The sequence below is a fragment of the Occallatibacter gabretensis genome, from assembly GCF_001449115.1.
GTDB classification, from domain to species: Bacteria; Acidobacteriota; Terriglobia; order Terriglobales; family Acidobacteriaceae; genus Telmatobacter; species Telmatobacter gabretensis.
Genome location: NZ_LAIJ01000009.1, coordinates 1,145,415 through 1,170,297 on the forward strand (window position 1 = coordinate 1,145,415; position 24,883 = coordinate 1,170,297).

The 24,883-nt window shown below is 57.8% G+C and carries 26 protein-coding genes; 11 read left to right on the forward strand and 15 right to left on the reverse strand.

From position 1 onward, the window contains the following. Positions 1 to 29: 29 nt before the first annotated feature. The gene (locus tag VO84_RS11060; RefSeq protein WP_058187666.1) at positions 30 to 1,145 is read left to right on the forward strand and encodes an SIS domain-containing protein; all 1,116 of its coding nucleotides are present in this window, start codon (positions 30 to 32) and stop codon (positions 1,143 to 1,145) included. Here the strand turns inward: VO84_RS11060 and VO84_RS11065 are convergent, their stop codons facing one another. The 7 genes from VO84_RS11065 to VO84_RS11095 all read right to left on the reverse strand — a co-directional run bounded on the left by VO84_RS11065 (position 1,146) and on the right by VO84_RS11095 (position 6,889). Further along, complete coding sequence (locus VO84_RS11065) at positions 1,146 to 1,991, reverse strand: glycine betaine ABC transporter substrate-binding protein (protein WP_331458407.1); 846 nt, start codon at positions 1,989 to 1,991, stop codon at positions 1,146 to 1,148. It lies immediately after the preceding gene. Positions 1,992 to 2,054: 63 nt separating this feature from the next. Continuing rightward, positions 2,055 to 2,906, reverse strand: a complete 852-nt coding sequence (locus VO84_RS11070; protein ID WP_058187668.1) for a DUF1444 family protein — start codon at positions 2,904 to 2,906, stop codon at positions 2,055 to 2,057. Continuing rightward, complete coding sequence (locus VO84_RS11075; protein WP_058187669.1) at positions 2,903 to 3,535, reverse strand: ABC transporter permease; 633 nt, start codon at positions 3,533 to 3,535, stop codon at positions 2,903 to 2,905. Before VO84_RS11075 ends, VO84_RS11070 begins: the two co-directional genes overlap by 4 nt. After that, positions 3,532 to 4,299 carry an ATP-binding cassette domain-containing protein gene (locus VO84_RS11080; RefSeq protein ID WP_058187670.1) on the reverse strand — a complete coding sequence of 256 codons (768 nt, stop codon included), beginning with the start codon at positions 4,297 to 4,299 and terminating at the stop codon, positions 3,532 to 3,534. Before VO84_RS11080 ends, VO84_RS11075 begins: the two co-directional genes overlap by 4 nt. 51 nt (positions 4,300 to 4,350) lie before the next feature. Further along, positions 4,351 to 4,734 carry an RbsD/FucU domain-containing protein gene (locus VO84_RS11085; protein WP_058187671.1) on the reverse strand — a complete coding sequence of 128 codons (384 nt, stop codon included), beginning with the start codon at positions 4,732 to 4,734 and terminating at the stop codon, positions 4,351 to 4,353. Between the two features lie 15 nt (positions 4,735 to 4,749). Next, on the reverse strand, positions 4,750 to 5,586 hold the full coding sequence (locus tag VO84_RS11090) for a fumarylacetoacetate hydrolase family protein (RefSeq protein WP_058187672.1): 837 nt from the start codon (positions 5,584 to 5,586) through the stop codon (positions 4,750 to 4,752). Next, positions 5,561 to 6,889 carry an L-fuconate dehydratase gene (locus tag VO84_RS11095; protein ID WP_058187673.1) on the reverse strand — a complete coding sequence of 443 codons (1,329 nt, stop codon included), beginning with the start codon at positions 6,887 to 6,889 and terminating at the stop codon, positions 5,561 to 5,563. The genes VO84_RS11090 and VO84_RS11095 overlap by 26 nt, the downstream gene beginning before the upstream one ends. Before the next feature lie 148 nt (positions 6,890 to 7,037). Between VO84_RS11095 and VO84_RS11100 the strand changes: the two genes are divergently transcribed. The 5 genes from VO84_RS11100 to VO84_RS11120 all read left to right on the forward strand — a co-directional run bounded on the left by VO84_RS11100 (position 7,038) and on the right by VO84_RS11120 (position 11,123). Further along, on the forward strand, positions 7,038 to 7,820 hold the full coding sequence (locus tag VO84_RS11100; protein WP_197413988.1) for an SDR family NAD(P)-dependent oxidoreductase: 783 nt from the start codon (positions 7,038 to 7,040) through the stop codon (positions 7,818 to 7,820). Between the two features lie 42 nt (positions 7,821 to 7,862). After that, positions 7,863 to 8,648, forward strand: coding sequence for an L-fucose dehydrogenase (locus VO84_RS11105; protein ID WP_058187675.1), 786 nt, complete (start codon positions 7,863 to 7,865; stop codon positions 8,646 to 8,648). Positions 8,649 to 8,702: 54 nt separating this feature from the next. Beyond that, positions 8,703 to 9,422, forward strand: a complete 720-nt coding sequence (locus tag VO84_RS11110; protein WP_197413989.1) for an SIMPL domain-containing protein — start codon at positions 8,703 to 8,705, stop codon at positions 9,420 to 9,422. A gap of 50 nt (positions 9,423 to 9,472) precedes the next feature. Continuing rightward, complete coding sequence (locus VO84_RS11115) at positions 9,473 to 10,222, forward strand: SIMPL domain-containing protein (protein WP_058187677.1); 750 nt, start codon at positions 9,473 to 9,475, stop codon at positions 10,220 to 10,222. An 88-nt stretch (positions 10,223 to 10,310) separates the two neighbouring features. After that, positions 10,311 to 11,123, forward strand: a complete 813-nt coding sequence (locus tag VO84_RS11120) for a DODA-type extradiol aromatic ring-opening family dioxygenase (protein WP_058187678.1) — start codon at positions 10,311 to 10,313, stop codon at positions 11,121 to 11,123. Positions 11,124 to 11,130: 7 nt separating this feature from the next. Here the strand turns inward: VO84_RS11120 and VO84_RS11125 are convergent, their stop codons facing one another. After that, the gene (locus VO84_RS11125) at positions 11,131 to 11,622 is read right to left on the reverse strand and encodes a glutathione peroxidase (protein ID WP_058187679.1); all 492 of its coding nucleotides are present in this window, start codon (positions 11,620 to 11,622) and stop codon (positions 11,131 to 11,133) included. Positions 11,623 to 11,899: 277 nt separating this feature from the next. On the opposite strand from VO84_RS11125, the gene bamA reads away from it, so the two are divergent. The 3 genes from bamA to VO84_RS11140 all read left to right on the forward strand — a co-directional run bounded on the left by bamA (position 11,900) and on the right by VO84_RS11140 (position 16,638). Next, entirely contained in the window at positions 11,900 to 14,887 is a 2,988-nt protein-coding gene (bamA, locus tag VO84_RS11130) for an outer membrane protein assembly factor BamA (protein ID WP_231737886.1), read from the forward strand. Positions 14,888 to 15,209: 322 nt separating this feature from the next. Beyond that, entirely contained in the window at positions 15,210 to 15,857 is a 648-nt protein-coding gene (locus tag VO84_RS11135) for an OmpH family outer membrane protein (RefSeq protein WP_058187680.1), read from the forward strand. A gap of 112 nt (positions 15,858 to 15,969) precedes the next feature. Then, positions 15,970 to 16,638, forward strand: coding sequence for an OmpH family outer membrane protein (locus VO84_RS11140; protein WP_058187681.1), 669 nt, complete (start codon positions 15,970 to 15,972; stop codon positions 16,636 to 16,638). A gap of 9 nt (positions 16,639 to 16,647) precedes the next feature. Here the strand turns inward: VO84_RS11140 and VO84_RS22510 are convergent, their stop codons facing one another. Then, the gene (locus VO84_RS22510) at positions 16,648 to 16,911 is read right to left on the reverse strand and encodes a hypothetical protein (protein ID WP_157439830.1); all 264 of its coding nucleotides are present in this window, start codon (positions 16,909 to 16,911) and stop codon (positions 16,648 to 16,650) included. Positions 16,912 to 16,992: 81 nt separating this feature from the next. Next, on the reverse strand, positions 16,993 to 18,804 hold the full coding sequence (gene lepA / locus VO84_RS11145) for a translation elongation factor 4 (protein WP_058187682.1): 1,812 nt from the start codon (positions 18,802 to 18,804) through the stop codon (positions 16,993 to 16,995). 222 nt (positions 18,805 to 19,026) lie between these two features. Here lepA and VO84_RS11150 point away from each other — a divergent pair, with 222 nt between their 5' ends. After that, positions 19,027 to 20,712 (forward strand): lytic transglycosylase domain-containing protein, encoded by a 1,686-nt coding sequence (locus VO84_RS11150; protein ID WP_197413990.1) that lies wholly within the window; start codon positions 19,027 to 19,029, stop codon positions 20,710 to 20,712. A gap of 127 nt (positions 20,713 to 20,839) precedes the next feature. Continuing rightward, positions 20,840 to 21,457, forward strand: coding sequence for a hypothetical protein (locus VO84_RS22515; protein WP_058187684.1), 618 nt, complete (start codon positions 20,840 to 20,842; stop codon positions 21,455 to 21,457). Between the two features lie 84 nt (positions 21,458 to 21,541). Here VO84_RS22515 and VO84_RS11160 read toward each other — a convergent pair whose 3' ends face one another. From VO84_RS11160 to fabZ, 5 genes are all read right to left on the reverse strand, one after another. Further along, positions 21,542 to 21,988: a DinB family protein gene (locus tag VO84_RS11160; protein ID WP_058187685.1), complete on the reverse strand. Its 447-nt coding sequence runs from the start codon at positions 21,986 to 21,988 to the stop codon at positions 21,542 to 21,544. A 69-nt stretch (positions 21,989 to 22,057) separates the two neighbouring features. Next, on the reverse strand, positions 22,058 to 22,618 hold the full coding sequence (locus tag VO84_RS11165) for a peroxiredoxin (RefSeq protein WP_058188725.1): 561 nt from the start codon (positions 22,616 to 22,618) through the stop codon (positions 22,058 to 22,060). Between the two features lie 66 nt (positions 22,619 to 22,684). Beyond that, a complete protein-coding gene (locus VO84_RS11170; RefSeq protein WP_058187686.1) occupies positions 22,685 to 23,551 on the reverse strand; it encodes an LpxI family protein in 867 nt (288 codons plus the stop codon). A 3-nt stretch (positions 23,552 to 23,554) separates the two neighbouring features. Next, complete coding sequence (gene lpxA / locus VO84_RS11175) at positions 23,555 to 24,328, reverse strand: acyl-ACP--UDP-N-acetylglucosamine O-acyltransferase (RefSeq protein ID WP_058187687.1); 774 nt, start codon at positions 24,326 to 24,328, stop codon at positions 23,555 to 23,557. Then, positions 24,321 to 24,791, reverse strand: coding sequence for a 3-hydroxyacyl-ACP dehydratase FabZ (gene fabZ / locus VO84_RS11180; RefSeq protein ID WP_058187688.1), 471 nt, complete (start codon positions 24,789 to 24,791; stop codon positions 24,321 to 24,323). The genes lpxA and fabZ overlap by 8 nt, the downstream gene beginning before the upstream one ends. Positions 24,792 to 24,883 lie beyond the last annotated feature (92 nt).

Here is a 24,883-nt window from a genome sequence, read left to right on the forward strand (position 1 = left end):
AATCTGGCTACTGCCGCTGAGAGAGCACGATGAGCGAGTTTCCCCATGCCATGCTACGAGAGATTTATGAGCAGCCTGAAGCTATCGGGCGCACGCTCGATCTGTATCTTGAGGGCGACAAGCTCAAGACTGAGGCATTTGGGGCCATTGCCCAGTGGTTGAATCCGCGCGGCGAAGTGCTGATTGCCGCCTCTGGCTCAAGCCGCCATGCGGGCCTGGCGGCCGAGATACTGCTTGAAGACCTCTGTGGTTTGGCCGTGGACGTGGAATACGCCAGCGAGTGGGGCACGCGCGTAAACGCAAACCCGCGACGGCCTTCTGTGCTGGTGATATCGCAGTCGGGCGAAACGTCGGACACGCTTGCCGCACTGCGCGTGGCGCGCGAGGCCGGTGAGCCGACGCTGGCGATTGCCAACGTGCCGGGAAGTTCCATGCTGCGTGAGGCCGCTGCCGCCATGCCGCTGGCCGCGGGCAAAGAGCTGGCGATTCCGGCCACAAAGAGCTTCACGGGGCAGTTAACTGCGCTCTATCTGCTCGCGCTGTATGAGGCCGAGCGGCTTGGAGTGATGGATGCCGCGCAGATTTCTTCCAGCATTCGCGAGCTGCGCGCTCTGCCAGGGCAGATCGCTCGCCAGCTCGATGGCTGGCGCGATACGGCGAAGACTCTGGCCCGCAAATATGCGGATGCGAATACCTTCCTCTACCTTGGCCGTGGTATTCACTATGCCATTGCTCGCGAAGGCGCACTGAAGATGAAGGAATCGAGCTATGTGCATGCCGAAGGCTATCCCACCGGCGAGCTGAAGCACGGGCCTAATGCGCTCGTTGGCGACCACGTTCCGCTCGTGGTGCTGGCCACGGTGGATAGCGGGCTTGAAGACTCGGTGCTTCGCTACGAGAAGACGGTGCAGCTGCTCGAAGACATGAAGAAGCAGGGCGCACGCGTGATTGCGATTGCCAATACCGGCGATACACGCATTGCCGCGCTGGCCACGGATGTTATCGAGGTTGAGCCGACGGGCGAGTATCTGCTTCCGATTGCCGAAGTGATTCCAATGCAGCTTTTCAGCTACTTCATGGCGCTCGAACATGGCGTGGATGTGGACAAGCCGCGCAATCTATCGAAGGCCGTCATCGAAGTTTAGTTAGAGTCCGCGCTTTGCACGGAACTGGCGCACTACGTCGCCGGGATCGCGGTGCTGGCCATCGATGGCTTCATTCATGGTGCGCATATCTTCGGCAGTGATTTTGCCAGCCAGTACATCAAGGGCTTGCTGCATCTGCGGCCAGCGCTGCAGCGCAGCCTGACGTACCAGAGGCACCGCTTGATATGGCGGAAAATAATGGCGGTCGTCTTGAAGCGCTGTAAGACCGAACGCCTGAATCGGGCCGTCCGTTGAATTGCCAGCAATCATATCCACCTGATGTGCATTGAGCGCGCGATACAGCAGTCCCAGATCCATCGTGCGCGGCGGCGCTGCGAACTTGAGCCCATACGCCTGACTCAGGCCCGGCAGGCCATCGGGCCTTTGCTGAAATTCATACCCAACGCCCAGTTGCCATTTTGGCGTGTACGGCGCTGCGTGGCTCAGCATGGTCAGATGCAGTTGCCGCGAATCCTCACCACGAATCACCATCGCGAATGTGTTCTCAAATCCAAGTGGTGCGGCAACGGTGACGCCGTAGCGCGAAGCATAAAGGCTGCGCACCGTATCGAGAACACCCTGCGGGTTGCGATCCACGGGCTGCTTGAGGATGGCCGTGAGCGCGGTGCCGGTGTATTCCACATACGCGTCAATGCGGCCTGAAACCAGCGCCTGGTGGCATATGTAGCTGCCTGCGAGATAAAAACGGCGCTCCACCTTGAGATTTGATTTTGCCTCAATCTCCTGCGCCAGCAATTCACCAAGAACGACCTGCTCGGTGAAGTTCTTTGCGCCGATGACGGGATGATCTGCGCGTGGAGGTTCGCATGCTGTGAGCGCAATCATTAAACAGCACATCAGTGTGTTTTGTAGAAATTGACGCAAGTTTGGATGACTCCGGCTATGTGATCAAGTCAGGTTGAACATTACCCATTTGCCCGCGTTGCGCACAATCAAAGATTCCGAAATCGAATAAGGTTCGGTGCGGCATAACTCTTGTGATTTTGCGCGCATCCCTGAAAGGCCCTCCTCTGATTCCGACCCAGTAAACATAAGCACATCACGAGTCGGCACGGTCGCAACTATGTTACCGGAAACCATATCCGCAACCTGCTCCCAGATGTTGTTGAAAAGAAGCAAGCTTGCTACATAGTCGGCCCCTGCCGTCAATAAATACCAGGGGCCACCTCCGTGGCATTCTGCAGCAGGCAAAATTCTACTCAGGTTCTCCACTGCAAGATTACGAAGCTCGTCTTCTTCGAGTCCAACCGCTGTTATGGATTCGAGCGATAAGGTCTTAATTGTTTCCGGCTCATCTACTGCATAAACAATCCAAAGATCACCGCAAAGATGCTCCGCCATGGTGTTTCCGTTTCCAGGAATCTTTTTCGCGTACTCAGAGTCTTTGATCATCGCCACTATGTTCTGCTTTTCAATGGGCGGATCTGACTTTCCGATATTCTGGACCATTCGCACATGCTTCTTGATTAACTCGGCGCGATCTTCGCCTCCATCCGAGTATTTGAGCCATAAGTTATCCAGGTATGAGAAGGACTCTTTTCCCACTGAATTCACGATTCGAATAACTGACTCGCCCGAAAATTCAATTGTGGAATCAGGCATATTCTCTTGTAATAACTTCACATAGAGAAGGAAGAATATGTCTTTGGTGCATTCTTGTTCAGTGAGCCGTTCTAATGTTGAAGGTTCTGAGTCGGGGCGCTCTATATTAATTTTTGAATCAAAAGGCCAGAATTTCATCGTTTCACCGTTAAGAGTCTTTCAAAAATCCCAAGTACAGCATCCGCTACCAGCGCCAGTCCTGCAGCCGGAATGGCTCCTGCAAGCACCAGTCGATTGTCGACAGAGGCCACGCCGCGGAAGATCAGCTCCCCAAGTCCGCCTGCGCCCACAGCTGCTGCAATTGTGGCAATGCCGATGCATGTGACCGTGGCCGTGCGAAGGCCGGTGAGAATGAACGATGCCGCCAGAGGGAGCTCCACTTTGAAGAGACGCTGCGTACCGGTCAAACCCATGGCGCGCGCCACATCCATTACCGCAGGATCAATGCCGCGGATGCCTGCGTACGTATTGCGGAGAATCGGCAACAGCGCGTATGCCGTGAGCGCCACAATTGCGATGCGCGCCGCGCGGTCTCCGAGCCATGGAAGCGGCAGCAAAAATCCAAACATCGCGAGCGATGGAATGGTTTGCAGAATATTTGCCAAACCGATGACAGGCCGCGCCCATGCTGGCGAGCGCGTGAGCCATACTCCTACAGGTACCGCAATGGCCGCAGCAAAAAGCATGGCGGCTGCGGTCAGCCAGAGATGCTCGATGGTGAGCGAGAGGATCGTTGCGCCGTTCTGCTGAAGAAAGGACGAACTCATGCGCTTCTCCCATGAGCAGCGTTGCCCACTCCACGACGAAAGGCATGTAGATAGGCTTGCACTTCCGGCATTGTGGATTGCATGAATGCTTCCGGCGCGAGATCGGCAATCACTTTGCCGCTGCTTAACAGCACAATGCGATCGGCGAGATACAGTGCCTCGTCCAGATCATGCGTAACAAGCACGACAGTTTTCTGCATACGCGCCATCAGATCGCGCATCATCTCCTGCATCTCCGCCCGCGTGAGCGGGTCCAGCGCGCCGAAAGGCTCATCCATGAGCAGTACCTTCGGTTCCGCTGCAAGCGCGCGCGCCACACCTACGCGCTGACGCTGCCCGCCGGAAAGCTGATGCGGATAGCGACTGCTGAATGTCGTTGGATCGAGCCCGACTGTTTCCAGCAGTGCGTGACTTCGTTGGACGCGCTCCGCTCGCGAATGCCCCTCCGCTTCAAGAACAAGGCCGACGTTGCGCTCAACGGTGAAGTGCGGAAAGAGCCCAGACTCCTGAATCACGTAGCCAATGCCGCGGCGCAGCGCAATCAGGTCTGTATCGCGCACACTCTTGCCGCTTACCAGCACATCACCGCCGGTTGCCTCCACCATGCGATTCACCGTACGCAGCAGCGTGGTCTTGCCGGAACCGCTGCGACCCAGGATCGCGGTTGTGGTTCCGGCTTCGAGCGCGAGCGAGATGCCGTCCAGCAGCAGCCTGCCCTGCCGCGTGGCAAAGAAGAGATTCCGGAACTCGATCGCAGTGCTCATAGCCTCGCCACTTAGTGTACGCGGGCTTCGAGAGCGATCAGGCTGCGCCGCTCAGGCGGATTCAAGAATCACGTTCGAATACTGCGCCGTGCCCGCCGTGCGAATCAGTCCAATCGCCGCAGGCACACGCAGCTTGAATTCGATATGCGGTTCAAATTCAATGGACGGCAAAGCGCTCGCAAATTTTTGAACCAACTCTGGCGGATTATGCTCGCGGAACTCTGCTGCCATCCATGCCTTGCCTATGATGAAGTTCGGCGCAAGGGCCTCAAGCACCTGCAACACCGTCGGCAAATCGTCCACCAGCGTAATGTCCACTGTCTCAATCTGCGGCCAGAAGGGAAACCCGCGGTCCGCAATGACCAGCGCGTTGGTATGCCGCACGCGGCTCAGCAGGGAGTTGATCCGCGGGTTCAGAATTCCTGTACGAAGCATTGCTGTCCTTTCGCGTTATGCCTGCGCTGTTTCCTGCCTTGTTCGATTGCGCAGCGAACCTATGCCATCAATTTCGATGACCATCTCTTCGCCATCGCGCAGCCAGCGCTGCGGCGTGCGGCCTAGACCCACTCCCGGCGGCGTCCCGGTGCTGATAACATCGCCTGCTTCCAATGGGACAATGCTCGAAATGTATGCAATCAGTTCAGGAATGTGAAAGATCAGGTCCCGCGTGTTTGCATTCTGCATTACTTCGCCACTCAGTGTTAGCCGAATGCCAAGCGCATGCGGATCAGCGATCTCTTCGCGCGTGACAATCACCGGTCCCATCGGCGTAAACGTGGGAAAGCTTTTGCCCAGCGTCCATTGCGATGTAGCAAGCTGCACATCGCGCGCACTTACGTCATTCACAATTGTGTAGCCAAAGACATGCTGCTCCCAGTCTTCCGGCTTGATGCGAAATCCTGGCTTGCCAATCACCACCGCCAGCTCCGCCTCGTAGTCCGTCTGCGTTGCATTCGCAGGTAACACCACATCAGCATCCGGACCACAGATCGACGACGTTAGCTTCAGAAACACGGTCGGCACAGCCTGCACTGCCATCTTCGATTCTGCAGCATGCTCGCGGTAGTTGAGGCCGATGCCAAAGATCCTCGGCGGATGCAGCAACGGCGCAAGCAGGGTCACCTCGCTCAACAGTATCGTCGTGCCGTCAAACTTCGGCTCCGCGTTGCCGCTTGCAATGAGCGCAAGCGCATCGTCTCCGCCGGAGCGGATCAGCGGCTTGATCCTCTCGCCCTCGATCACTCCACTCCGCACCTCGCCGTTATGCCGAAATGTGATCAGCTTCACTCGCTTCTCCCTTCCACTCCGCGCCTTCCGGATAGGCGAATCTTTCCAGTGACTCCTTGAGAACGTCGCCGTTGTATCCCGGCGCCTTCGGCAGCATGTAGCGGCCTCTGCGAATCACAACCGGATTCACAAAATGCTCATGCAGGTGGTCCACAAACTCCAGCACACGATTCTCCAGCGTTGCTGAAACGCCGAGATAGTCAAAGATCGCCAGGTGCTGCACAAACTCGCATAGGCCCACGCCACCTGCATGCGGACACACCGGAACGCCAAACTTGGCGGCCATCAGAATGATTGCCAGGTTCTCGTTGATGCCCGCCACGCGGCAGCTATCAATCTGGCACACGTCAATCGCGCCCGCTTGCAGTAGCTGCTTGAACATCACCGCATTGTGGCAGTGCTCGCCGGTGGCAATGCGTACCGGCGCGGCTTCACGCCGAATCCGTGCGTGGCCCAGGATGTCATCGGGGCTGGTCGGCTCCTCCATCCACCATGGGTCAAGCTCGCTCAGCTGCCGCGTGCGGCGAATCGCTTCTTCGACTCCCCACTTCTGGTTCGCGTCCACCATGATGCGGTTCTGCGGGCCAATCTCCTCGCGCACAATGCGCCCGCGCCGCAGATCGTCTTCCGGCTCGCCGCCCACTTTCAGCTTAAAATGCGTCCATCCATCGGCAAGCGCCTCATGGCACAGCCTGCGAATCTTCTCTTCGCTGTAGCCGAACCAGCCCACAGAAGTCGTATATGCGGGGTAGCCGTTTTCTTCGAGAAATGCAATCCGCTCCGCTTGTCCCTGCTTTGCCTTGCGCAGAATTCCCAATGCTTCGTCGGGCGAGAGCGCGTCGGCAATATAGCGAAAATCAATCGCCGCCACAATCTGCTCCGGCGTCATATCCGCCAGCAGCCGCCATACCGGCTTGACCTCTGCTTTAGCGTACAGGTCCCACACGGCATTCAACACCGCGGCCACAGCCAGGTGAATCACACCCTTCTCCGGTCCCAGCCAGCGGAACTGCGTATCGCCAATAAGCCTGCGGTAAAAGCCGTTCATGTCTGCGGTAATTGAATCGAGGGTCCGCCCAACGGCAAAGCGCGAAAGATGCTTGAGCGCGGCGGTCACAAGTTCCGTGCCACGACCCAGCGTAAAGGTCAGTCCGTGACCCTCAAGCTCTGAGTCCGTCTCCAGCACGCAGTAAGCCGCCGAATAATCGGGGTCAGTATTCACCGCATCGGAGCCAATCTGCTCGCGCGATGTGGGAAAGCGCAGATCGACGATGCGAGCCCCGGTGATGGTAATCGATTTCAAAAAGCTCTCCTCAGATTGGCTTGCAGGCTATCGAACGAAGTCTACCGTGTTTGAGCAGATCATGTCAGTTGGCATCACTCTCATTTGACAAGCTCCAAACTTCGCTTTACAACTCAATCGAAGCCGCGCTGAAATCGAGTCGAGGAGCATGCGAGTGTTCAGTCTAACGGGAAGGCGGGTCGTGGTCACCGGCGCCGCCAGTGGAATCGGACTTGCCATTGCCAGGCTCTTTGCTTCTTCCGGAGCCTCGGTTGCGCTCATGGATCTCAACGCTGAAAAAGTTGCCGAAGCCGCTGAATCCATCGCTGCAGACGGCGCCGTCGCTGTGGGCATTGCCTGCGATGTCTCGAACCCGGAAAGCGTCGAGCAGGCTTTTGCGCAGGTGTCGCAGCTTCTCGGCGCTCCCGCGGACACGCTCGTCAACTCGGCAGGAATTGCGCACATCGGCACAATAGTCACCACCACGCCTGCCGATCTCGACCGCCTCTACAACGTCAATATTCGCGGAACCTACCTCACCATGCAGGCTGCGCTTAAGCCCATGCTTGCCGCCGGCCGCGGCGTCATTGTGAATATGGCTTCCATTGCCGGCAGCTCCGGCATTCCGGACCGCTTTGCCTACTCCATGACCAAGGGTGCGGTCCGCTCTATGACTCTCTCGGTCGCCCGCGATACCATTGCGCAGGGCATCCGCTGCAACTGCATCTCACCGGCACGTGTGCACACGCCCTTTGTCGATGGCTACCTGGCGAAGAATTATCCCGGTCATGAAGCCGAGCAAATGAAGGTTCTGGCCGCTGCGCAGCCCATCGGCCGCATGGGAGAACCGGACGAAATCGCACAGTTCGCGCTATATCTCGCCTCTGACGAGGCTGGCTTTATTACCGGCCAGGACTACTACATCGACGGCGGCTTCATGAACCTGCGCTGAACACTCGCGCAGGCAAAAATTATATTTAAACCAGGAGCGACTGTGGACCTCGGACTGGAAGGGCATCTCATTCTCGTCACCGGCGGCGGAGCGGGCATTGGCGCGGCCATCACGCGCGCCTGCCTTGCCGAGGGTACGCGTGTCGTCTCACTCGGCCGGATCTCGGAACATGTTCGCCAGTTTCGGGCTGAGCTTCACGCCGCGGGCAGTCCTTGTGAATTCGTTCACGCAGAGTTGGCGGACACAACGCAATGCCGCCGCGCGGTTGAGCACATTCAAGAGAAATACGGCCGCCTTGATGGGCTGGTGAACAACGCCGGAACCAATGACGGTATCAGCCTGGAACATGGCAGCCCAGACCGCTTTACTGAAAGCCTCCGCCACAACCTGCTGCACTACTATGCGCTGGCGCACTATGCGCTTCCGCTGCTTAAAGCCCACAAGGGCGCAATCGTCAACATCAGCTCCAAGGTGGCACTCACGGGCCAGGGGGGCACCAGCGCCTATGCCGCCGCCAAGGGCGCACAGCTTGCCCTTACGCGTGAGTGGGCCGTGGAACTCTTACCCTTTGGCATTCGGGTCAACTGCGTTTTGCCGGCGGAGGTTATGACTCCACAATACCGCCAGTGGGTCAGCACACAACCTGACCCCGAGGCTGCGCTCAAGCGCATCGCGGAGCGCATTCCACTCGGCCATCGCATGACGGACGCGGCAGAAATTGCCGCCATGACCGTCTTTCTCCTTTCGCCCACGCAATCCGGACACACCACCGGCCAGCAGCTCGTTGTCGATGGCGGCTATACGCATCTCGACCGCGCCATCACTTAACCGTTTGTCATCGCAGAGTGTGTTACTCTGCCCTTCCGTGAGGAGGATATGGGAATGCGTTCCACGAAAACTCTCGCGATTCTTTTTCTGCTTGCTGGGTTCGCCGGATCGGTCGCGGCACAGCAGCCAGGCCAGCCGCAGTTCAAGATCGACTCCACCAACCGCACTCTCTCCGTCTCCGCGTCAGAGACTGTCTCGGTCGAGCCGGAAGTGGCGATTCTGCATATCGGCTTCTCCACGCAGCCCAATGATGCAAAGGCGGCCTATGCCGAGGGCGCGCGTACATCCAACGCCATCATCGATGCCGTAAAGCAGGCCGGAGTTCCGGAGACCGACATTCGCAGCGAGCGCCAGTATCTTGACCGCGACTGGAGCACCAAGCAGCACAAGTACAGGCTCACGCAGCAGTGGACGGTGCGGGTCGCTCCCGAACGCGCCGCCGAGGTTCTCGACATCGCCATCAATGCCGGAGCCACTTCGAGCGGCGAGATCGAGTGGACTGTGAAGGACGAGAAGGCGCTGGAAAAGGACGCGCTCAACAAAGCTGCCGAGCGCTCCCGGGAAAATGCCGCCGTGCTGGCCAAAGGCATGAATGTCCGCCTCGGCAATCTCATCTATGTCACCAATGAGCTGAGTGGCGGCGGCGGGATTCGCCCTCGCGTCATGGCGTTGAACGGCATGGTTTCGGACAAGGTCGCAGCTCCGCCGCTTGCCATTGAACCGCATAAGGTCAGCCGCACAGCCACCGTCTACGCCGTCTTTGCTATCGAGTAGAAATCCATCATGTCTAAGTTGTTGCTCTGCCATTCCAAGAGGAAAGTTTGATGATGCGTGTCAAAAAAGCCATTCCAATTTTGTTGCTTGTTGCCGGATTCATAGGAGTTGCGCCGGCGCAGAACATTCAAGTCAATCGCGACAATAAGACCATTACCATCAACACCTCTGACGAGGCGATTGCCACTGCAGATATTGCCGCTGTGGCCATCGGGTTTCAGATTTATGGAGCGGATTCGCAAAGCACCTATGCGGATGGCGGTAAGCTCTCGCACGGAATCATGGATGCCATGCGGAAGCTCGGCGTAAAAGACGAAAACATTGAAAGCGCAGGGCAGGGCCTGGAACACAACTCGAACTTTGATGACAAAACTCCGGCGGATGAGCGTACGAAGAAGCAGTTCATGTTTCATCAGTCGTGGATCATCTCCGTTCCGCCAGCTAACTCAGCAGAAGTGATTCGCGTAGCCATCGCCGCTGGAGCCAATGAAAGCGGAGGAATCGAGTGGCGTTTCGCAGACAGAAAATCACTACAGGCAAAGGCCGCAGCAAATGCGCTTGTTAAGGCTCGGGCCGTGGCCGCTGAGATGGCTGACGGTCTACACGTAAAACTTGGCGCACTCATCTATGCCAGCAACGAAATGCCCAGGGTTGCAATGTTCCGCCGGATGGGGGTTATGAATACGGAGAGCGCGTCCGTCGCCGCTGCCTCTCCTCAAGTGCCTGCCGCTCCCTTGGAAATCCGTCCGCAGACCATCCGTGAAGAAGCCACCGTCTACGCCGTCTTCGCCATCGAATAGAAATCCCCGAATCCATCTCCTGTGCAGCGCATCTTAAAATAGTCGTTGGAACGATAATCTTCGCCCGAACCTCTCCCGAAGGAGCCGCATGTCTCACTCCACCCCACGCCAGCCTTCCATCTTCCTGCCCCACGGTGGCGGGCCGTGTTTTTTTATGGACTGGACATGGGGGCCGGCGGACACCTGGCACGCAACAGAGCGCTTTCTTGCCGGCCTTGCCGCCACACTTGCACCACCACGGGCTTTGCTCGTCATCAGCAGCCACTGGGAGGAGGCCGCCTTCACTATGAGCACGGCGGCCCATCCTGAGCTGATCTTCGATTACAGCGGCTTTCCCACACACACCTACAAGCTCACCTGGCCCGCGCCGGGCGACCCCGAGCTTGCGAGCCAGGTACGGGCGCTGCTCAAAGACGCAGGCCTACCCGCTGCCGAAAGCTCCACGCGCGGCTATGACCACGGCGTATTTGTGCCGCTCAAGGTCGCATTCCCCCAGGCGCAGATTCCCGTCGTCACGCTTTCATTGGCGTCTTCGCTTGACCCGGCTCTCCACATCGCCGCCGGCCGCGCACTCGCCCCTCTGCGCGACGAAGGCGTGTTGATCGTCGGCAGCGGCATGAGCTTCCATAACCTGCGCGCTTATATGCATCCGGAGACCCGGGATCGCGCCCGCGCCTTTGACCACTGGCTCACGGAAGCCGTCGAGCAGCCGGAGCCTATCCGCTCAACGCAACTCGCCAACTGGCGCACCGCACCTAACGCCGCCTTCGCGCATCCTCGTGAGGAGCATCTGATTCCGCTCATGGTGGCTGCCGGTGCAGGAGGAGACGTACCCGGCAAACGCATCTTCAGCGACGAGCCGATGGGCGCTGCGATCAGCGCCTACCGCTTCGACGGCTGAACTGACCTCAGCCCAGCAACTCCTCAATTTCCTCACGCAGCTTCCCAGGATCCACATTCGGTCCATGTCGGCTCACCACGTGTCCGCTTCGCCCAATCAAAAATTTCGTGAAATTCCAGGGAATCCGTCCGATGCCGAAGAGGCCCGGTTTCTCGTGCTTCAGCCACTTGTAAAGAGGATGCGCGCCTGCGCCATTGACATCAACTTTGGCGAACATGGGAAAGCTCACCCCATAATTCCGTTCGCAAAATGATGCAATCTCTTCCGCTCTGCCCGGCTCCTGCTTGCCAAACTGGTTGCAGGGAAAGCCCAGCACCTCAAATGTTCGGGCGTTGTATTGGCTGTACAGCTCTTCCAGAGCCGCATACTGCGGCGTAAAGCCGCAATGCGAGGCCGTGTTGACCACCAGCAGCACATGGCCGCGAAAATACTCCAGGCTCAGCGGCTGCCCGTCCAGCAGCTCGGCAGAAAACTCGTAAATCGAGCCGTCATCTTCCATCGCCAACTATTATGGACGCCTTCAAGGCGCAGGTCGATAGATTTGCGATGCCCTGTTTGCGGTCGCTGCGTCTAACCGCAAGCAGCAGAAACTATCACAGTGCCGGAGCGGGCCATCCGCCTCTTCCGGCCGGTTTCGCTCCGGTAGACTAGGAGGGTTGGCTTTGTCATTCCTCCCATGCGGTTTGGGCAGGGGGACCGCCGTCCAATATAATCGTCTTTCCGCCTGCGGCCGGACAGAATTTTTGTTTCGTAATGAGGGTGTGCTTATTTTTCCCGTGAAATTGAACTTAGGAACGCAAGACGACGGCATGTGCTCGCCGCAGGGTCCGGGCCCGGTTTCCTTCCCGGTCTCGCATCCGGTGCAGAACCTGCACATCTCCTTTTCTACCCGCGTCGCATGCCGCCTCACGGCGCGCCTGCTCGCGCTCATTCTTCTCGTTTTTGCCGTTGGGGCCGTTTTCGCGCAGAGCACCGGCCAGACCGTCGAACAGATTCGCGTCATCGGTAACCGTCGTATCCCCAAGGAGACGGTTCTCGCACGCCTCTTTACCCACGTCGGCGATCAGTACGACCCTGTCTCCATTGAGCGTGACTTCAATTCGCTTTGGAATACCGGCTACTTTGAAAACCTCCGCATTGAGCGCGAGGATTCCGAGAAGGGCGTCATCCTGAACGTCTACGTGCAGGAAAAGCCCACCATCCGCGAAATCAACTACAAGGGCAACAACTCCGTCTCGAACTCCGACATTCTGGACCGCTTCAAGAAGGAAAAGGTCTCGCTTTCGGTGGAAAGTCAGTATGACCCCACCAAGATCAAGCGCGCTGAGGCGGTTATCCGGGCGCTGCTCGCCGAGCACGGCCACCAGTTTGCGACCATCAAGACGGAAGTGAAGAACATTCCGCCGGCCTCTGTACAGGTCAACTTCAATATCAAGGAAGGCCCCACGGTCAAAGTCGGCCAGATCCGCTTTACCGGCAACACGCACGTCAGCTCGCTGCTGCTGCGTCGCGCCATGGCTAACCTCAAGCCGGTCGGCATTCCTTACTCCATCTTTCTTGAAAACCTCTTCCCCAAGACCTTCGACTCCTCCAAGCTTGAAGAAGACTCCGAGCGCGTTCGCCAGGCATACCGCGACAAAGGCTACGCCAATGCCGCCGTTGAAGAGCCGCACACGCAGATACGCGACGAAGGCGGCCTGAACCTCTTCACCTTCCGCCCCAACAAGGGCAAGCGTGTCGACATCCTCATGCCCATCGAGGAAGGCGCGCGCTACCGGCTCGGCTCCATCACCTTTACAGGCAACAAGGCTGTCAGCAACACCAAAGCGCTCCGCTCCACCTTCGCCATCAAGGACGGAGACTGGTTCAGCGCCACGGTCATGCAAAAAGGCCTCGAGAACCTGAAGAAGGCCTACGGTCAGCTCGGCTACATCAACTTCGGCGCAATCCCCACTCCCAAGTACGACGACACCAATCACACCGTTTCGCTCAACATTGACATCGATGAGGGCAAGCCCTTCTATGTTTCCCGCATCGAGTTCACCGGCAACAGCACCACCCGCGACAAGGTCATCCGCCGCGAGCTGATGCTGGAAGAAGGCCAGGTCTACAACTCCAATCTCTGGGAGTACAGCCTGCTCCGCCTCAACCAGCTTGAATACTTTGAGCCGCTCAAGGTGGAGCAGGACTCTGAAGCGCACCAGGATACCGAGGCCGGCACTGTCGATCTGCTCCTCAAGGTCAAAGAGAAGGGCAAGAATTCTATTGGCCTGAACGGCGGTATCAGCGGCCTTTCGGGAGCCTTCCTCGGCGTCAACTATCAGACCAATAACTTCCTCGGCCTCGGTGAAACACTCAGCCTGCAGGGCAACCTCGGCAACGTCAGCCGCCAGTTCCTCTTCGGCTTCACGCAGCCCTACTTCCGCAACCGCCCGCTGAACTTCGGCTTCCAGGTCTTTGATACCAAGCAGGACTACAACGCCGCTAAGAACTACCAGGCAACGACGGGCCTTTCAGCCAACCTGAGCGCGGCGCAGCAGTCCCTCACGCAGAACTATAACCAGTCATCTAAGGGCTTTAACCTCTCCATCGGCTATCCGCTCAAGCGGCATAACTTCCAGCGCCTGGGCTTTACCTATTCGTTCACCAATTCGGACATCACGGCCTTCAGCACGGCCTCGTCGACCTACTTCCAGACCATCAGCTTCCGGTCCGGCATCCAGGGATCGAATGCGCTCACCGGCATTGTCAACAGCTCTGCCTCGTTCACCTATGTCTACAACACGGTGAACAATCCTCAGAAGCCGCGCACCGGCAAGGAATACACGGCGGCCTTCCAGTTCTCCGGCATCGGCGGCAATCTGCGTTACTTCTCGCCTGCCGTGGCTTACAAGAGCTACCGCTCCATGCACTACCTGACGCCGCGCGCGGATGGCCGCAACGTTCTGGCACTTCGTGCGCAGCTGGCTTACATTCAGGGCTTCGGCGGAGACGTCGCTCCGCCCAACAACCGCTTCTACTCCGGTGGTGAGGCCGACTTGCGCGGCTTCGATATCCGCGGAGCGACGCCCTACGGCTACATCCCCAATCGCGTCAACGTACAGCTCACCAACCCAGACGGTACCTGCGTTCCGCGTGATCCCACAAATCCGCAGCTTAACCAGTGCATTCAGGTGCCCGTTCCGATCTACGGCATCGTCTCCGTCGGCGGCGACACCAATCTCAGCGCCAACGCTGAGTACCGCATTCCCATCGCCGGCCCGGTCACCTTCTCCTTCTTTGATGACTTCGGTATTGACGCAGCCACCAACCGCGGCCAGCTCAAGCAGAGCCCCGAGGGCTTCGCCTCCCTCACCGCTCCGCTGTACGGCTGCCCGGTTTATAACAACGGCTCCTGCCAGGGCGGCATACCGGGCTCGCAGGTCGGCTTCGTCCGCGATATTCACCCCGTTGCCGGAACCAACTTCGTTCCTCGTATGTCGGTCGGCGGCGAGATCTCCGTCATCATGCCGATCATCAACGCGCCCTTCCGGCTCTACTACGCATATAACCCGCTCCGTCTCTATGAGCGGCCTTACTGCAACTCGGTTCTCTCCACCGGAAAGAACATGTCCTGCTCCGCGCAGCTCATCACCCGCGACATGTTCCCGCCGGGCGGCGCGGGCGACTACACCTACTCGGAAGTCATCGCAGGGTACGGCGCGCAGAACCTCTTCCGCGAACCTCGCAAGACTTTCCGCCTGACGGTCTCCACCACGTTCTAAAGGCAGGGACAAGGGAAGAGGGATAAGGCATAAAAAGCAAGGGCGCAGCGAGTGCTGTGCCCTTTGCTTTTGCTTTCTAATTCCCTAATTCCTGTTCCCTATTCCCTGAATTTAACGCTTCCCCCCTTTGACGCCCCTACCTCAGCCTCATATAATCCCCTCAGTAAGTTCTTGCTGTGTGTGCCGTCTGTGTCTTTGCCGTTAGCGTCACTTCTGACGCATCGCCTTCCCTGAAGACCAGCACGTTTCAGAGGCAGTTCGGAGCCTTTTTCGCGCTCCGACGTCCAAACTGCAGGAACGATATAAGGAGTTTTTGATTCGCATGAAGCGTGTATCCGCAATTGCCGCTGTTTTCGGCGCAGCTCTTACCATGGGAGCAGCCGGAAACGTCACTGCCCAGACCCCTGCCGCCGCGCCCGCTCCGGCATCCGCCAAGGTTGCCGTCATCGCCTTCCAGACCGCTGTTACGGCCACCAACGAGTTCCAGCGTGACTTCGGGGACGTGCAGAAGAAGTTTGAGCCTCAGCGCACCCAGCTTCAGACGCTGAGCACGGAAGTGGATACGCTGACCAAGCAGCTTCAGGCCCAGGGCTCTAACCTGAGCGATGCAGAACGCGCGAACCGCGCCAAGAGCATCGATGACAAGAAGAAGCAGGCTCAGCGCCTCGCAGAAGATGCCCAGAACGATTATCAGCAGGCCATCCAGGAGACCTTCGGCAAGGTCGCGCAGAAGGTGGACGAACTCCTGCAGGGCTATTCCAAGCAGCAAGGCTTTACCCTCGTGATCGACGAGTCGCAGGATCAGCAGCAGGCTCCGCTGGTGCTCTACCGCGCTGATACCGTGGACATCACCAAGGTCGTTGTGGATGCTTACAACGTCAAGTCCGGCGTGCCGGCGCCCCCGCCGCAGGCCCCCAACGCCCCGGCACCCACCGTCCGCCCCGCCGCCAAGACGCCGCCGGCCAAGTAACTGTGCCGCAGCTTCAGCGCCGCCCCGGAAAGCCATATCGGTTTTCCGGGGTTTCGCTTACGCGGTTCGCCAAATCTGAGTCCAAGCAGTTTTCAAGGAGTTCTCAACCGAAATGAAGCGTACGATTGCACTTGCCGCGCTGGCGGTTTCCAGCTTGTCTTTCGCCCCCGCTCTAATACAAGCGCAGACGCCCGCTGCCCCGCTTCCAGGCGCCACCGGCTCAGCCGCGGCCATAACTCCCACTGGCTCTTCGCAGATCGCAATCATAGCCTTTGAAGTTGCCGTCAGCAGAACCAATGAGTTTCAGCTCAAGCTAGCCGATCTGCAGAAGAAGTGGGGACCCAGGCAGCAGCAGCTCAAGACCGCCGGCGACGATCTGGACAACCAGACCAAGCAGCTGCAGGCTCAGGCCGACAAGCTTTCTGAAACCGAGCGCGCCACCCGTACCAAGGCCCTTGAAGACAAACGCAAGGAACTCCAGCGCTCCTTTGAAGATGCCCGCAACCAGTATCAGCAGGATATGCAGGGGGCTCTCGCCGGCGTACAGGAGAAGTTCTTTGATGTCATGCGCGAATATGTAGAGAAGAACGGCTACACTCTGGTGCTGAACATTTCTCCTCAGAATTCGCCGGTAATGTACAGCATTGACTCCACCGACATTACCGCTCCCGTGGTCACGGCCTACAACGTGAAATCCGGGGTTCCGGCGCCTCCGCAGCCTGCAGCTTCCGCACCCGCAGCGCCCAGGCCCGCAACTCCTAAACCCGCGCCCAAACAGTAGTTTAGAAACCTATTTGGGTTGATTCAGAGCCGGAGCCGAGACGCATTTTAGCGCCTCGGCTCCGGTCTCGCATTTAGGAGGATTTTTCTCTCTCAGCGCAAGCTCCAGCCTGTGGAAAAATTGTGAATAAGCATTTGGGCGTTCCCGAATTTTTCCTGTAATTTCTTCTTGCCAAGTAATATCAGATTCTGTTAATACACGTAAGTCCTTATTTATCTTAGAAAAATCATCTTTTGCACCTCTGCGCTGGCACTTGTTGCCCACTTTGAGCAAATTCCCACTTTCGGAACGCTTTCCACAGATGGCAATAAACGACTTCTGACGGCAACACGCATCCGCGCGACCGAAAACCGGCTATTTTTGCTGGTCTTCGCCCAGGCGAAGCACGGCCAGAAACGCCTCCTGCGGAATGTCCACCTTCCCAATCCGCTTCATGCGCTTCTTGCCTTCTTTCTGTTTTTCGAGCAGTTTGCGCTTTCTCGATATGTCACCGCCGTAACATTTGGCGAGAACATTTTTTCTCAGCGCGCTCACCGTCTCGCGGGCCACAATCTTTGCGCCGATCGCCGCCTGAATCGCAACCTCAAACTGCTGCCTTGGAATCAGTTCCCGCATCTTCGCCACCAGCGCCTTGCCACGCTCGTAGGCAAAGTCCCGGTGCACGATAATCGACAGCGCATCCACCGGTTCGCCCGAGACCAGAATGTCCATCTTCACCATCGGCGAAACCCACGACCCGGCGAGCTGATAATCCAGCGACGCATATCCACGCGAAACCGACTTCAGCCGATCATAAAAGTCCAGAACGATCTCGTTCAGCGGAAGTTCATATGTCAGCAACACCCGCGTCGGCGTAGCGTACTCAAAGTTCAGTTGCTTGCCGCGCTTCTCTTCCACCAGCTTCAGAATTCCGCCAACATACTCTTCGTTTGTCAGAATCTGCGCCTTGATCACCGGCTCGCGGATGCTCTCGATATTCGTCGGCTCCGGCCAGCGTGAAGGATTGTCGACATCCAATTCGCTTCCATCTGTCAGCGTGATCTGGTACCGCACGCCCGGCGCCGTCGTAATCAGCTCCAGCTCGTACTCGCGTTCCAGCCGTTCCTGAATGATCTCCATGTGCAGCAGGCCCAGAAAGCCGCATCGAAACCCGAAGCCCAAAGCTGCGGAGCTCTCCGGTTCAAAGAAGAAGGACGAATCATTCAGCCGCAGCTTCTCAAGCGCATCTCTCAGCAGCGTGTGCTCATGCGAATCCACGGTGTACAGCCCGGAGAAGACCATCGGCTTGAGTTCTTCAAAGCCCGGCAACTGTGCAAGAGCAGGCTCAGCATCATCCGTTACAGTGTCGCCAATCTTCGTGTCGCTCACGGTCTTGATCGTGGCCACAAAAAATCCGACCTCGCCCGCGCTCAACTGCGCAATCTCAACCGGCTTAGGCGTCAGCACGCCCATTGATTCCACGTCGAATGCCTTGCTGATCGACATGAGCCGAATCCGCTGTCCTTTACGCATCGTTCCCTGCATCACGCGTACCAGCACCACCACGCCGCGATAGGGATCAAACCACGAGTCGAAAATAAGCGCCTGCAGCGGAGCATTCGGATCGCCTGTCGGCGGCGGCAGCCGATGCACAATCGCCTCCAGCACCTCCGCCACGCCCTGCCCAGTCTTCGCGCTTACAGGAATCGCATCCGTCGCATCGAGGCCGACAGCCTGCTCAATCGCCTCCTGCGTACGCAAAATATCCGCGGAAGGCAGATCGATCTTGTTGATCACGGGAATAATTTCGAGCCCGTGATGGATCGCCAGGTACGCATTCGCCAGCGTCTGTGCTTCCACGCCTTGGCTCGCGTCTACCACCAGCAACGCGCCCTCGCATGAGGACAGCGAGCGCGAAACCTCGTAACTGAAGTCCACATGCCCTGGCGTGTCGATCAGATTGAGCTGATACGTCTGTCCGTCCTTCGCCTTGTACATCATCCGCACGGCGTGGGCCTTGATCGTAATGCCGCGCTCGCGCTCAAGATCCATCGCATCCAGCACCTGCGCCTGCATTTCGCGCTGGGTCAGCGAGCCTGTCAGTTCAAGCAGGCGATCAGAAAGCGTCGACTTACCATGGTCGATGTGGGCAATGATGGCGAAGTTGCGTAAGAGGCGAGATTCCATTCTGTAGGTGTGGTGAACATTTCCCGCGGCAGAGACCGCGTCTCAAGTTGTGCGGATTGATTCCGCTCAGCGTCAAATACTGGGGTCGCTCACATCGGGCGGCCGCGTTTTCGGCGCTTTTTCGAGCAGTTCTCCCTTGCCATAGCTTATCATCGGCAGAGGGTCATCCCGCGCTTACAGAGGAAGAGCCACGCAGTACCGAGACGCATGAAGGGGTTTTTTTTGAGCAGGATTTTTGGCGCAGGATCTTTCTTTTTGCCTGCCGTCCGCAGAGCGCTTGTGGCCCTCGCCACGCTTGCATCCCTGTCCGCGGTCCCTTGCTTTTCGCAGCAGGCTCTTTCGCAACAGGCCCTGCATCAGCAGCAGCTCCAGCAACTCATCCAGCAGGTCAATGCAGCGTACGCCGCAGGCGACGCCGATTACCGCAAAGGCCGTCTCGCGGAAGCCAAAGTCGAGTTCGATCACGCAGTGGATATCATGCTCTCCAGCGGCTTCGACATCAAGAGCGATCCCGCGCTTGAGGCCGTCTTCAACCGCATCGTCGATAACATCAACGGCCTTGAGATGGATGCGCTGAAAGAAGGCAACGGTTTTGCTCCCCGCGTTGAACCTACACCCGCCGATGTGGCCAGCGACGTCACCTTCGGCACAGTAGACCCCAACATCCTCGCCAAAGCCAAGACACAGCTCGCGACCACCAAGTCCGATCTTCCGATGGTGGTCAACGACTACGTCGCCACATTCATCAACTTCTTCGCCAACACCACCAAGGGACACAACACGCTTCTGCACTCCTTCCAGCGCGCAGGCCGCTATCGCGCCATGATTCAGCGTGTCATGGCGGAAGAAGGCGTACCGCAGGATCTCATCTATCTGGCTGTAGCAGAATCCAGCTTCAATCCTCGCGCCATGAATCCAAAGTCACGCGCCGGTGGCATGTGGCAGTTCATGCCCGTTGGGGAATACGGTCTGGAGCGCAACACTTTTGTGGATGAGCGCTTTGATCCTGAGAAGTCCACGCGTGCCTATGCGCGCTACATGAAGTTTCTCTACAATCAGCTCGGCGACTGGTACCTTGCCATGGCCGCCTACGACTGGGGTGCGGGCAACGTGCAGCGCGCCGTGCAGAAGACCGGCTACGCCGATTTCTGGGAACTCTACAAGCGCAACAATCTTCCCGGCGAAACCAAGAACTATGTGCCGGAAATTCTTGCCGCCATCATCATCGCCAACAATCCAGTGCAATACGGCTTTGATGAAGTCACGCTCGATCCACCCGTGCTCACCGATACGGTTACGGTGAGCTACTCTCTCGATCTGCGCCTCATATCGGACGTCGTCAATGCGCCCATCGATGAGATTCAGGCGCTCAATCCCAGCCTGCTGCGCATGAGCACGCCACCCGGCGCGTCCTTTGATCTGCGTCTGCCCGCCGGTACCGCCGATCTTTTTCAGAAGCGCATCGCGCTCATTCCCGAGCCGCATCGCAGCGCATGGCGTTACCATCGCGTGGCCGCCGATGATACGCTCGCCACCGTTGCCCACACCTATCGCATCAGCGAGAGCGAGCTTGCCGAAGCGAATCAGTTGCGTGAAGGCCAGACCCTTGCAGGCGTTGATGGATTGGTGGTGCCACTGGCTCCCGTCGTCGAGCGCACTGCTCATGCCTCGCTCTATACAGCGCGTCGCGGTGACACGCTTGTCTCTATTGCCGATCGATTCGGCGTCTCGCTCGATCAGCTTCGGCGCTGGAACAGCATTGCCGCAGGCGTCAGCATTGCTCCCGGCCGCAAGCTGCACATTGCCGAGCCTGCTTCCGCTTCGCAGTCGCACCATGTAGGCACCGCTTCTTCTGCAACCCGAAATGGGAACCCACAGCCGAAGAAGAAGAAGCAGACCCAAAAATAATCAGGACGAAACTCAATACATACTTGTCACTCATGGGTGTTTGAGTGCAAGCTATTGCATGAATGGCTTGTGCATGTTACTGCGAGCCAGAGAATCGGGTACAGCGCCAGACGCTGGAGGCAATGTGATGGATGAAGTGTTGAAGATGTATGCCATGAGCAGTGGCGACGGAGACCTTGAGCCAGCCGAAATCTTCCCGAGCCATGATGAAGAACACGATGAGGATGAAGAGTTCGAATCAGCCATCGTGATTACCTCTTCAGATGACGATGAAGATGATGAAGAGATCGACGAAGAAATTGCCATTATTGAAGTCGTACCGGCGAAGGCCGCTGCTCCTGCTCGCGCTACAGCTAAAAAGGCAGTGAAGAAGGCCGCGAAGAAAGCGCCCGCAAAGAAAGCCGTGAAGAAGACGGCAAAGAAATCTCCCGCGAAGAAGGCTGCCAAAAAGGTAGTGGCCAAGAAGGCCGCGAAGAAGGCGCCCGCGAAAAAAGCTGTGGCTAAGAAAGCCGCAAAGAAATCCGCCCCAAAGAAGGTCAGTACCGGCGTGAAGGGCGGGAAGGCCAAGGCAAAAAAAGCCTCGGTGAAAACAAGCGCCGGCAAACCCACAAAACGAGGTAAAACCGTGGCAGTTAAGAAGGCAGCAAAGAAGGCAGTTAAGAAGGCAGTCAAGAAGGCAGTTAAGAAGGCCCCGGCGAAGAAGGCCGTCAAGAAGGCTGTCAAGAAGGCTGCAAAGAAGAAGTAGTCACGCAGTCAGGCAACACGCAACACAAGGCAAGCAAAAGAGCCCGCCAAACCGGCGGGCTTTTTTGCGTCTGAAATGTCGTCGCTACGCAGCCGTGATCTGCTTCAAATGCCATAGCTGATGCGTAATGTAATCTTCGATTAGAAATTGCAGCGTCACCGGCGCATCATCGCCCACAGTGCACAATGCATCCATGCGCGCCTCGGGAATGTGATCCACCACGCTTGCCAGAATCTCATGCTCCACATCCCACCACTCCAGCAAAGTCTGCCACGGCAACTTTGCATAGCCATGCATAGCCACCCAGGCATCCTGCGCGTATATCGGTCCGGCGTATGAGCCGTCAATCGCCGCGCGCACAAAACGCTGGCGATTGTTCGCAGCGGAATCCAGCAGATGCCCGACGATCTCTTTGCGAGTCCACCCGCCTTCGCGCCACGGCTTGTCGGCCATGTCGATTGGAACTGCGCGTAGCCTTTCGCCAATGTCATACATTGCATTACGAAATTGTTCTTGTATCGTAGGCGCCAAGCAAAAACTCTCCCATGAATAAAAATGCGGCCCCTATCGGGGCCGCATGGTGCGCATCGATCTCAGCTCTTACTTCTTTGCCTCAGCCAATGCTGCCAGGACGTCTTCTGAATGGTGCGAGACGTCTACGTTTGTCCAAACCTTCACGATCTTGCCCTGCGGATCGATCAGGAAGGTATTGCGCTGGGCTACGGGGATGATGTCGTCGCGCTGCGGGAGTTTCAATCCGAAGGAGCCATAGCTCTCGACTACCTTGTGATCGGGATCGGCCAGCAGGTGGAAGGTCAGCGAGTCTTTCGTGCAGAACTGCTTGTGGCTATCGACTGTATCCACACTCACACCGAGAATGACGGCATTGGCGGCGTCATACTTTGGCAGGTCGTCCTGGAATTTGTGAGCTTCAACCGTGCAGCCTCGGGACATGTCCTTCGGATAGAAGTACAGCACCACCCACTTGCCCTTCATGCTGTCGAGCGACACTGGTGTGCCGTCCTGCGAAGGAAGGTTGAACGTCGGCGCAGCCTGACCCGCCGCTGGTTGATCTGCAGAAAGACCGGCCGCATACGCGGTCACACCCGCGCTGGAGAGAGCAACAGCGGCGGCAAGGACAAACGGAGCAAACTTTTTCACGGAGAAAGCCTCCAGGCTTGTAAATCGATCTTTCAAGACAACGGAAAACGTACGAGCTTACGATCTTCAGTATCCGCGCGGAACACCAACAATTGCAATACTTGCAGCGTTCGCTCTTGTCAAAAGATTGTCACGATCGAAGAGCAGCGTGCGTCCCGCTTCCACCGAAAGGCATGTAGCCCCTGCGCGAATCATCGTTTCAATCGTCTCAATCCCAATCACCGGCACATCGAAGCGCATGTCCTGCTTGGGCTTAGCCACTTTTACTACAGTTAGCTTGCGCTCTAACGTGGATGCCGATTCGCCGTTCTCATCATCCATTGTCCGCATCAGCGCCCCGGCTCGCTCAATCGCCGCATCCGTGCCTTCCATTGCCTCCACGGCCACGCACGCCTGTGCCGCAACAACCACCGTCTGTCCAATATCAAATCCCGCCACGCCGCGCGCCACACCCAGCCCGTACTCGATGTTCTTGCGTTCTTCTTCATCCGGTTCGCGGCTCGTCATCACGCCCTCTACTGCCAGCAGCGGCTCCAGAAACGATGTCGAGCTGATCAGCTCAATCCCTTCATCGCCCAGAACCTTCGCTACAGCGCCAAGCAGCATGTCCGTGCTGCGCGTCCGCAAATTCATCAGCAGTTTGGCAAGCCGCCAGTCGGGCCGGATGCTCGAAAAAATCTGCTTGTGCTTCACCTGGCCGGCCATCACGGCCCGCGTGACGCCTTCTTTTTGAAAGGTCTCGATCAGCCGCGATAACTCGCCCAGCCCCAGCCAGTGCAGCGTCACCTGAGCATCGCTCGCCGCGCGCTCCTCCATCTCTGGATCGGTCTCCTGCCGAATCGCCGCCACCACAACGGAGAGCCCCTGCGCCCGCGCCGCATCCAGCAGCAGAAAAGGGAAGCGTCCATTGCCGGCAATCAGGCCGAGCTTCATCGCTTACTTAATCACTCCCCGCTGGCTCTTCTCAATAAACTCCGCCAGAATCATCGCGTCATCCGACTTCAGTTCGCGAATCTTCCCAACAGCTTGCGAAGTATTCATTTTTGCAGCCAGCAGCAGGCGGAAGGCCTTCTGCAGCGTCGCCAGCCGTTCCGGAGAAAACCCCCTCCGCGCAAGCCCAACTTTATTAATCCCAAAGGCCTTGTTCTCGCGCCGCGAAGAGGTCAGCGAAAACGGCAGCACATCCTGCGTCACAATCGTTCCGCCGCCGATAAACGCATACTGTCCAATCGTGCAGAACTGGTGCACCGGGCTGAAAGCCCCAAGGCTCGCATAATCTTCAATCGTCACATGTCCCGCAAGCGTCGCGGCATTCGCCAGTATGCAGTGGCTCCCCACCGTGCTGTCATGCCCGATATGCACATACGCCATCAGCAGGTTGTGCGAACCCACGCGCGTCACGCCGCCGCCCTTATCCGTGCCGCGGCTGATCGTTATGCACTCGCGAATGGTGTTGTGATCGCCAATCTCCGTCAGCGTAGGCTCGCCTGCATACTTCAGATCCTGCGGAGCCACACCAATCGACGTAAATGGATAAATCGTATTCTTCGCGCCAATGCGCGTCCGCCCATCCAGCACCACATGCGAGATCAGCGTACATTCCTCGCCCAGCACAACCTCCGGCCCAATCGTGCAGTAAGGCCCCACGGTGCATGACTCGGGAATCACCGCCCCCGCAGCCACCACCGCGCTGGGATGAACGTTACTCATTCGCCGCCTCGGTGCTCGTGTTTTCTGTCGGACGCGAAACAATCATGCATGTCAGCGTCGCCTCACAGGCTACCTTGCCGTCGATGTACGCCTTGCCTGTCATGCGCCCGGCGCGCGTGCGAAAACTCAGCACATCTACCTCAATGCGCAACTGATCGCCCGGCACCACCTGCCGACGGAACTTCGCATTGTCAATTCCCGTAAACACGGCCAGCTTCTTTTCGCGATCTGGCATCTCGCTCAGCATCAGCACCGCGCCGGCCTGCGCCATGGCCTCAATCACCAGCACGCCGGGCATAATCGGCGCGCCCGGAAAGTGCCCCTGGAAAAATGGCTCATTGATTGTGACGTTCTTTAGCGCCACCACGCGCTTCGTGCGTTCAAACTCCACAATCCGGTCAATAAGCAAAAACGGATAGCGATGAGGGAGGAAGCCCAGGATCTCCTGGATGGTGAAGGTCATTCTCGAGACTCCAAATGCAGGCGCAGTATGGGGAAGCGCCCGAAGCAGATTATAAAGGACGCATAACCTGCTGCCCCCGGCTGTAGTCACGG

Bases quoted from the DNA above. Each gene is read 5' to 3' on its own strand.
- lpxA (WP_058187687.1), bottom strand. From the start codon at position 24,328: ATGAGTAACGTTCATCCCAGCGCGGTGGTGGCTGCGGGGGCGGTGATT.
- VO84_RS11060 (WP_058187666.1), top strand. From the start codon at position 30: ATGAGCGAGTTTCCCCATGCCATGCTACGAGAGATTTATGAGCAGCCT.
- VO84_RS11100 (WP_197413988.1), top strand. From the start codon at position 7,038: ATGCGAGTGTTCAGTCTAACGGGAAGGCGGGTCGTGGTCACCGGCGCC.
- VO84_RS11075 (WP_058187669.1), bottom strand. From the start codon at position 3,535: ATGAGTTCGTCCTTTCTTCAGCAGAACGGCGCAACGATCCTCTCGCTC.
- VO84_RS11080 (WP_058187670.1), bottom strand. From the start codon at position 4,299: ATGAGCACTGCGATCGAGTTCCGGAATCTCTTCTTTGCCACGCGGCAG.
- VO84_RS11070 (WP_058187668.1), bottom strand. From the start codon at position 2,906: ATGAAATTCTGGCCTTTTGATTCAAAAATTAATATAGAGCGCCCCGAC.
- VO84_RS11085 (WP_058187671.1), bottom strand. From the start codon at position 4,734: ATGCTTCGTACAGGAATTCTGAACCCGCGGATCAACTCCCTGCTGAGC.
- VO84_RS11115 (WP_058187677.1), top strand. From the start codon at position 9,473: ATGATGCGTGTCAAAAAAGCCATTCCAATTTTGTTGCTTGTTGCCGGA.
- VO84_RS11140 (WP_058187681.1), top strand. From the start codon at position 15,970: ATGAAGCGTACGATTGCACTTGCCGCGCTGGCGGTTTCCAGCTTGTCT.
- VO84_RS11065 (WP_331458407.1), bottom strand. From the start codon at position 1,991: ATGATTGCGCTCACAGCATGCGAACCTCCACGCGCAGATCATCCCGTC.
- VO84_RS11110 (WP_197413989.1), top strand. From the start codon at position 8,703: ATGCGTTCCACGAAAACTCTCGCGATTCTTTTTCTGCTTGCTGGGTTC.
- VO84_RS11135 (WP_058187680.1), top strand. From the start codon at position 15,210: ATGAAGCGTGTATCCGCAATTGCCGCTGTTTTCGGCGCAGCTCTTACC.
- VO84_RS22515 (WP_058187684.1), top strand. From the start codon at position 20,840: ATGGATGAAGTGTTGAAGATGTATGCCATGAGCAGTGGCGACGGAGAC.
- VO84_RS11125 (WP_058187679.1), bottom strand. From the start codon at position 11,622: ATGGAAGATGACGGCTCGATTTACGAGTTTTCTGCCGAGCTGCTGGAC.
- VO84_RS11120 (WP_058187678.1), top strand. From the start codon at position 10,311: ATGTCTCACTCCACCCCACGCCAGCCTTCCATCTTCCTGCCCCACGGT.
- lepA (WP_058187682.1), bottom strand. From the start codon at position 18,804: ATGGAATCTCGCCTCTTACGCAACTTCGCCATCATTGCCCACATCGAC.
- fabZ (WP_058187688.1), bottom strand. From the start codon at position 24,791: ATGACCTTCACCATCCAGGAGATCCTGGGCTTCCTCCCTCATCGCTAT.
- VO84_RS11170 (WP_058187686.1), bottom strand. From the start codon at position 23,551: ATGAAGCTCGGCCTGATTGCCGGCAATGGACGCTTCCCTTTTCTGCTG.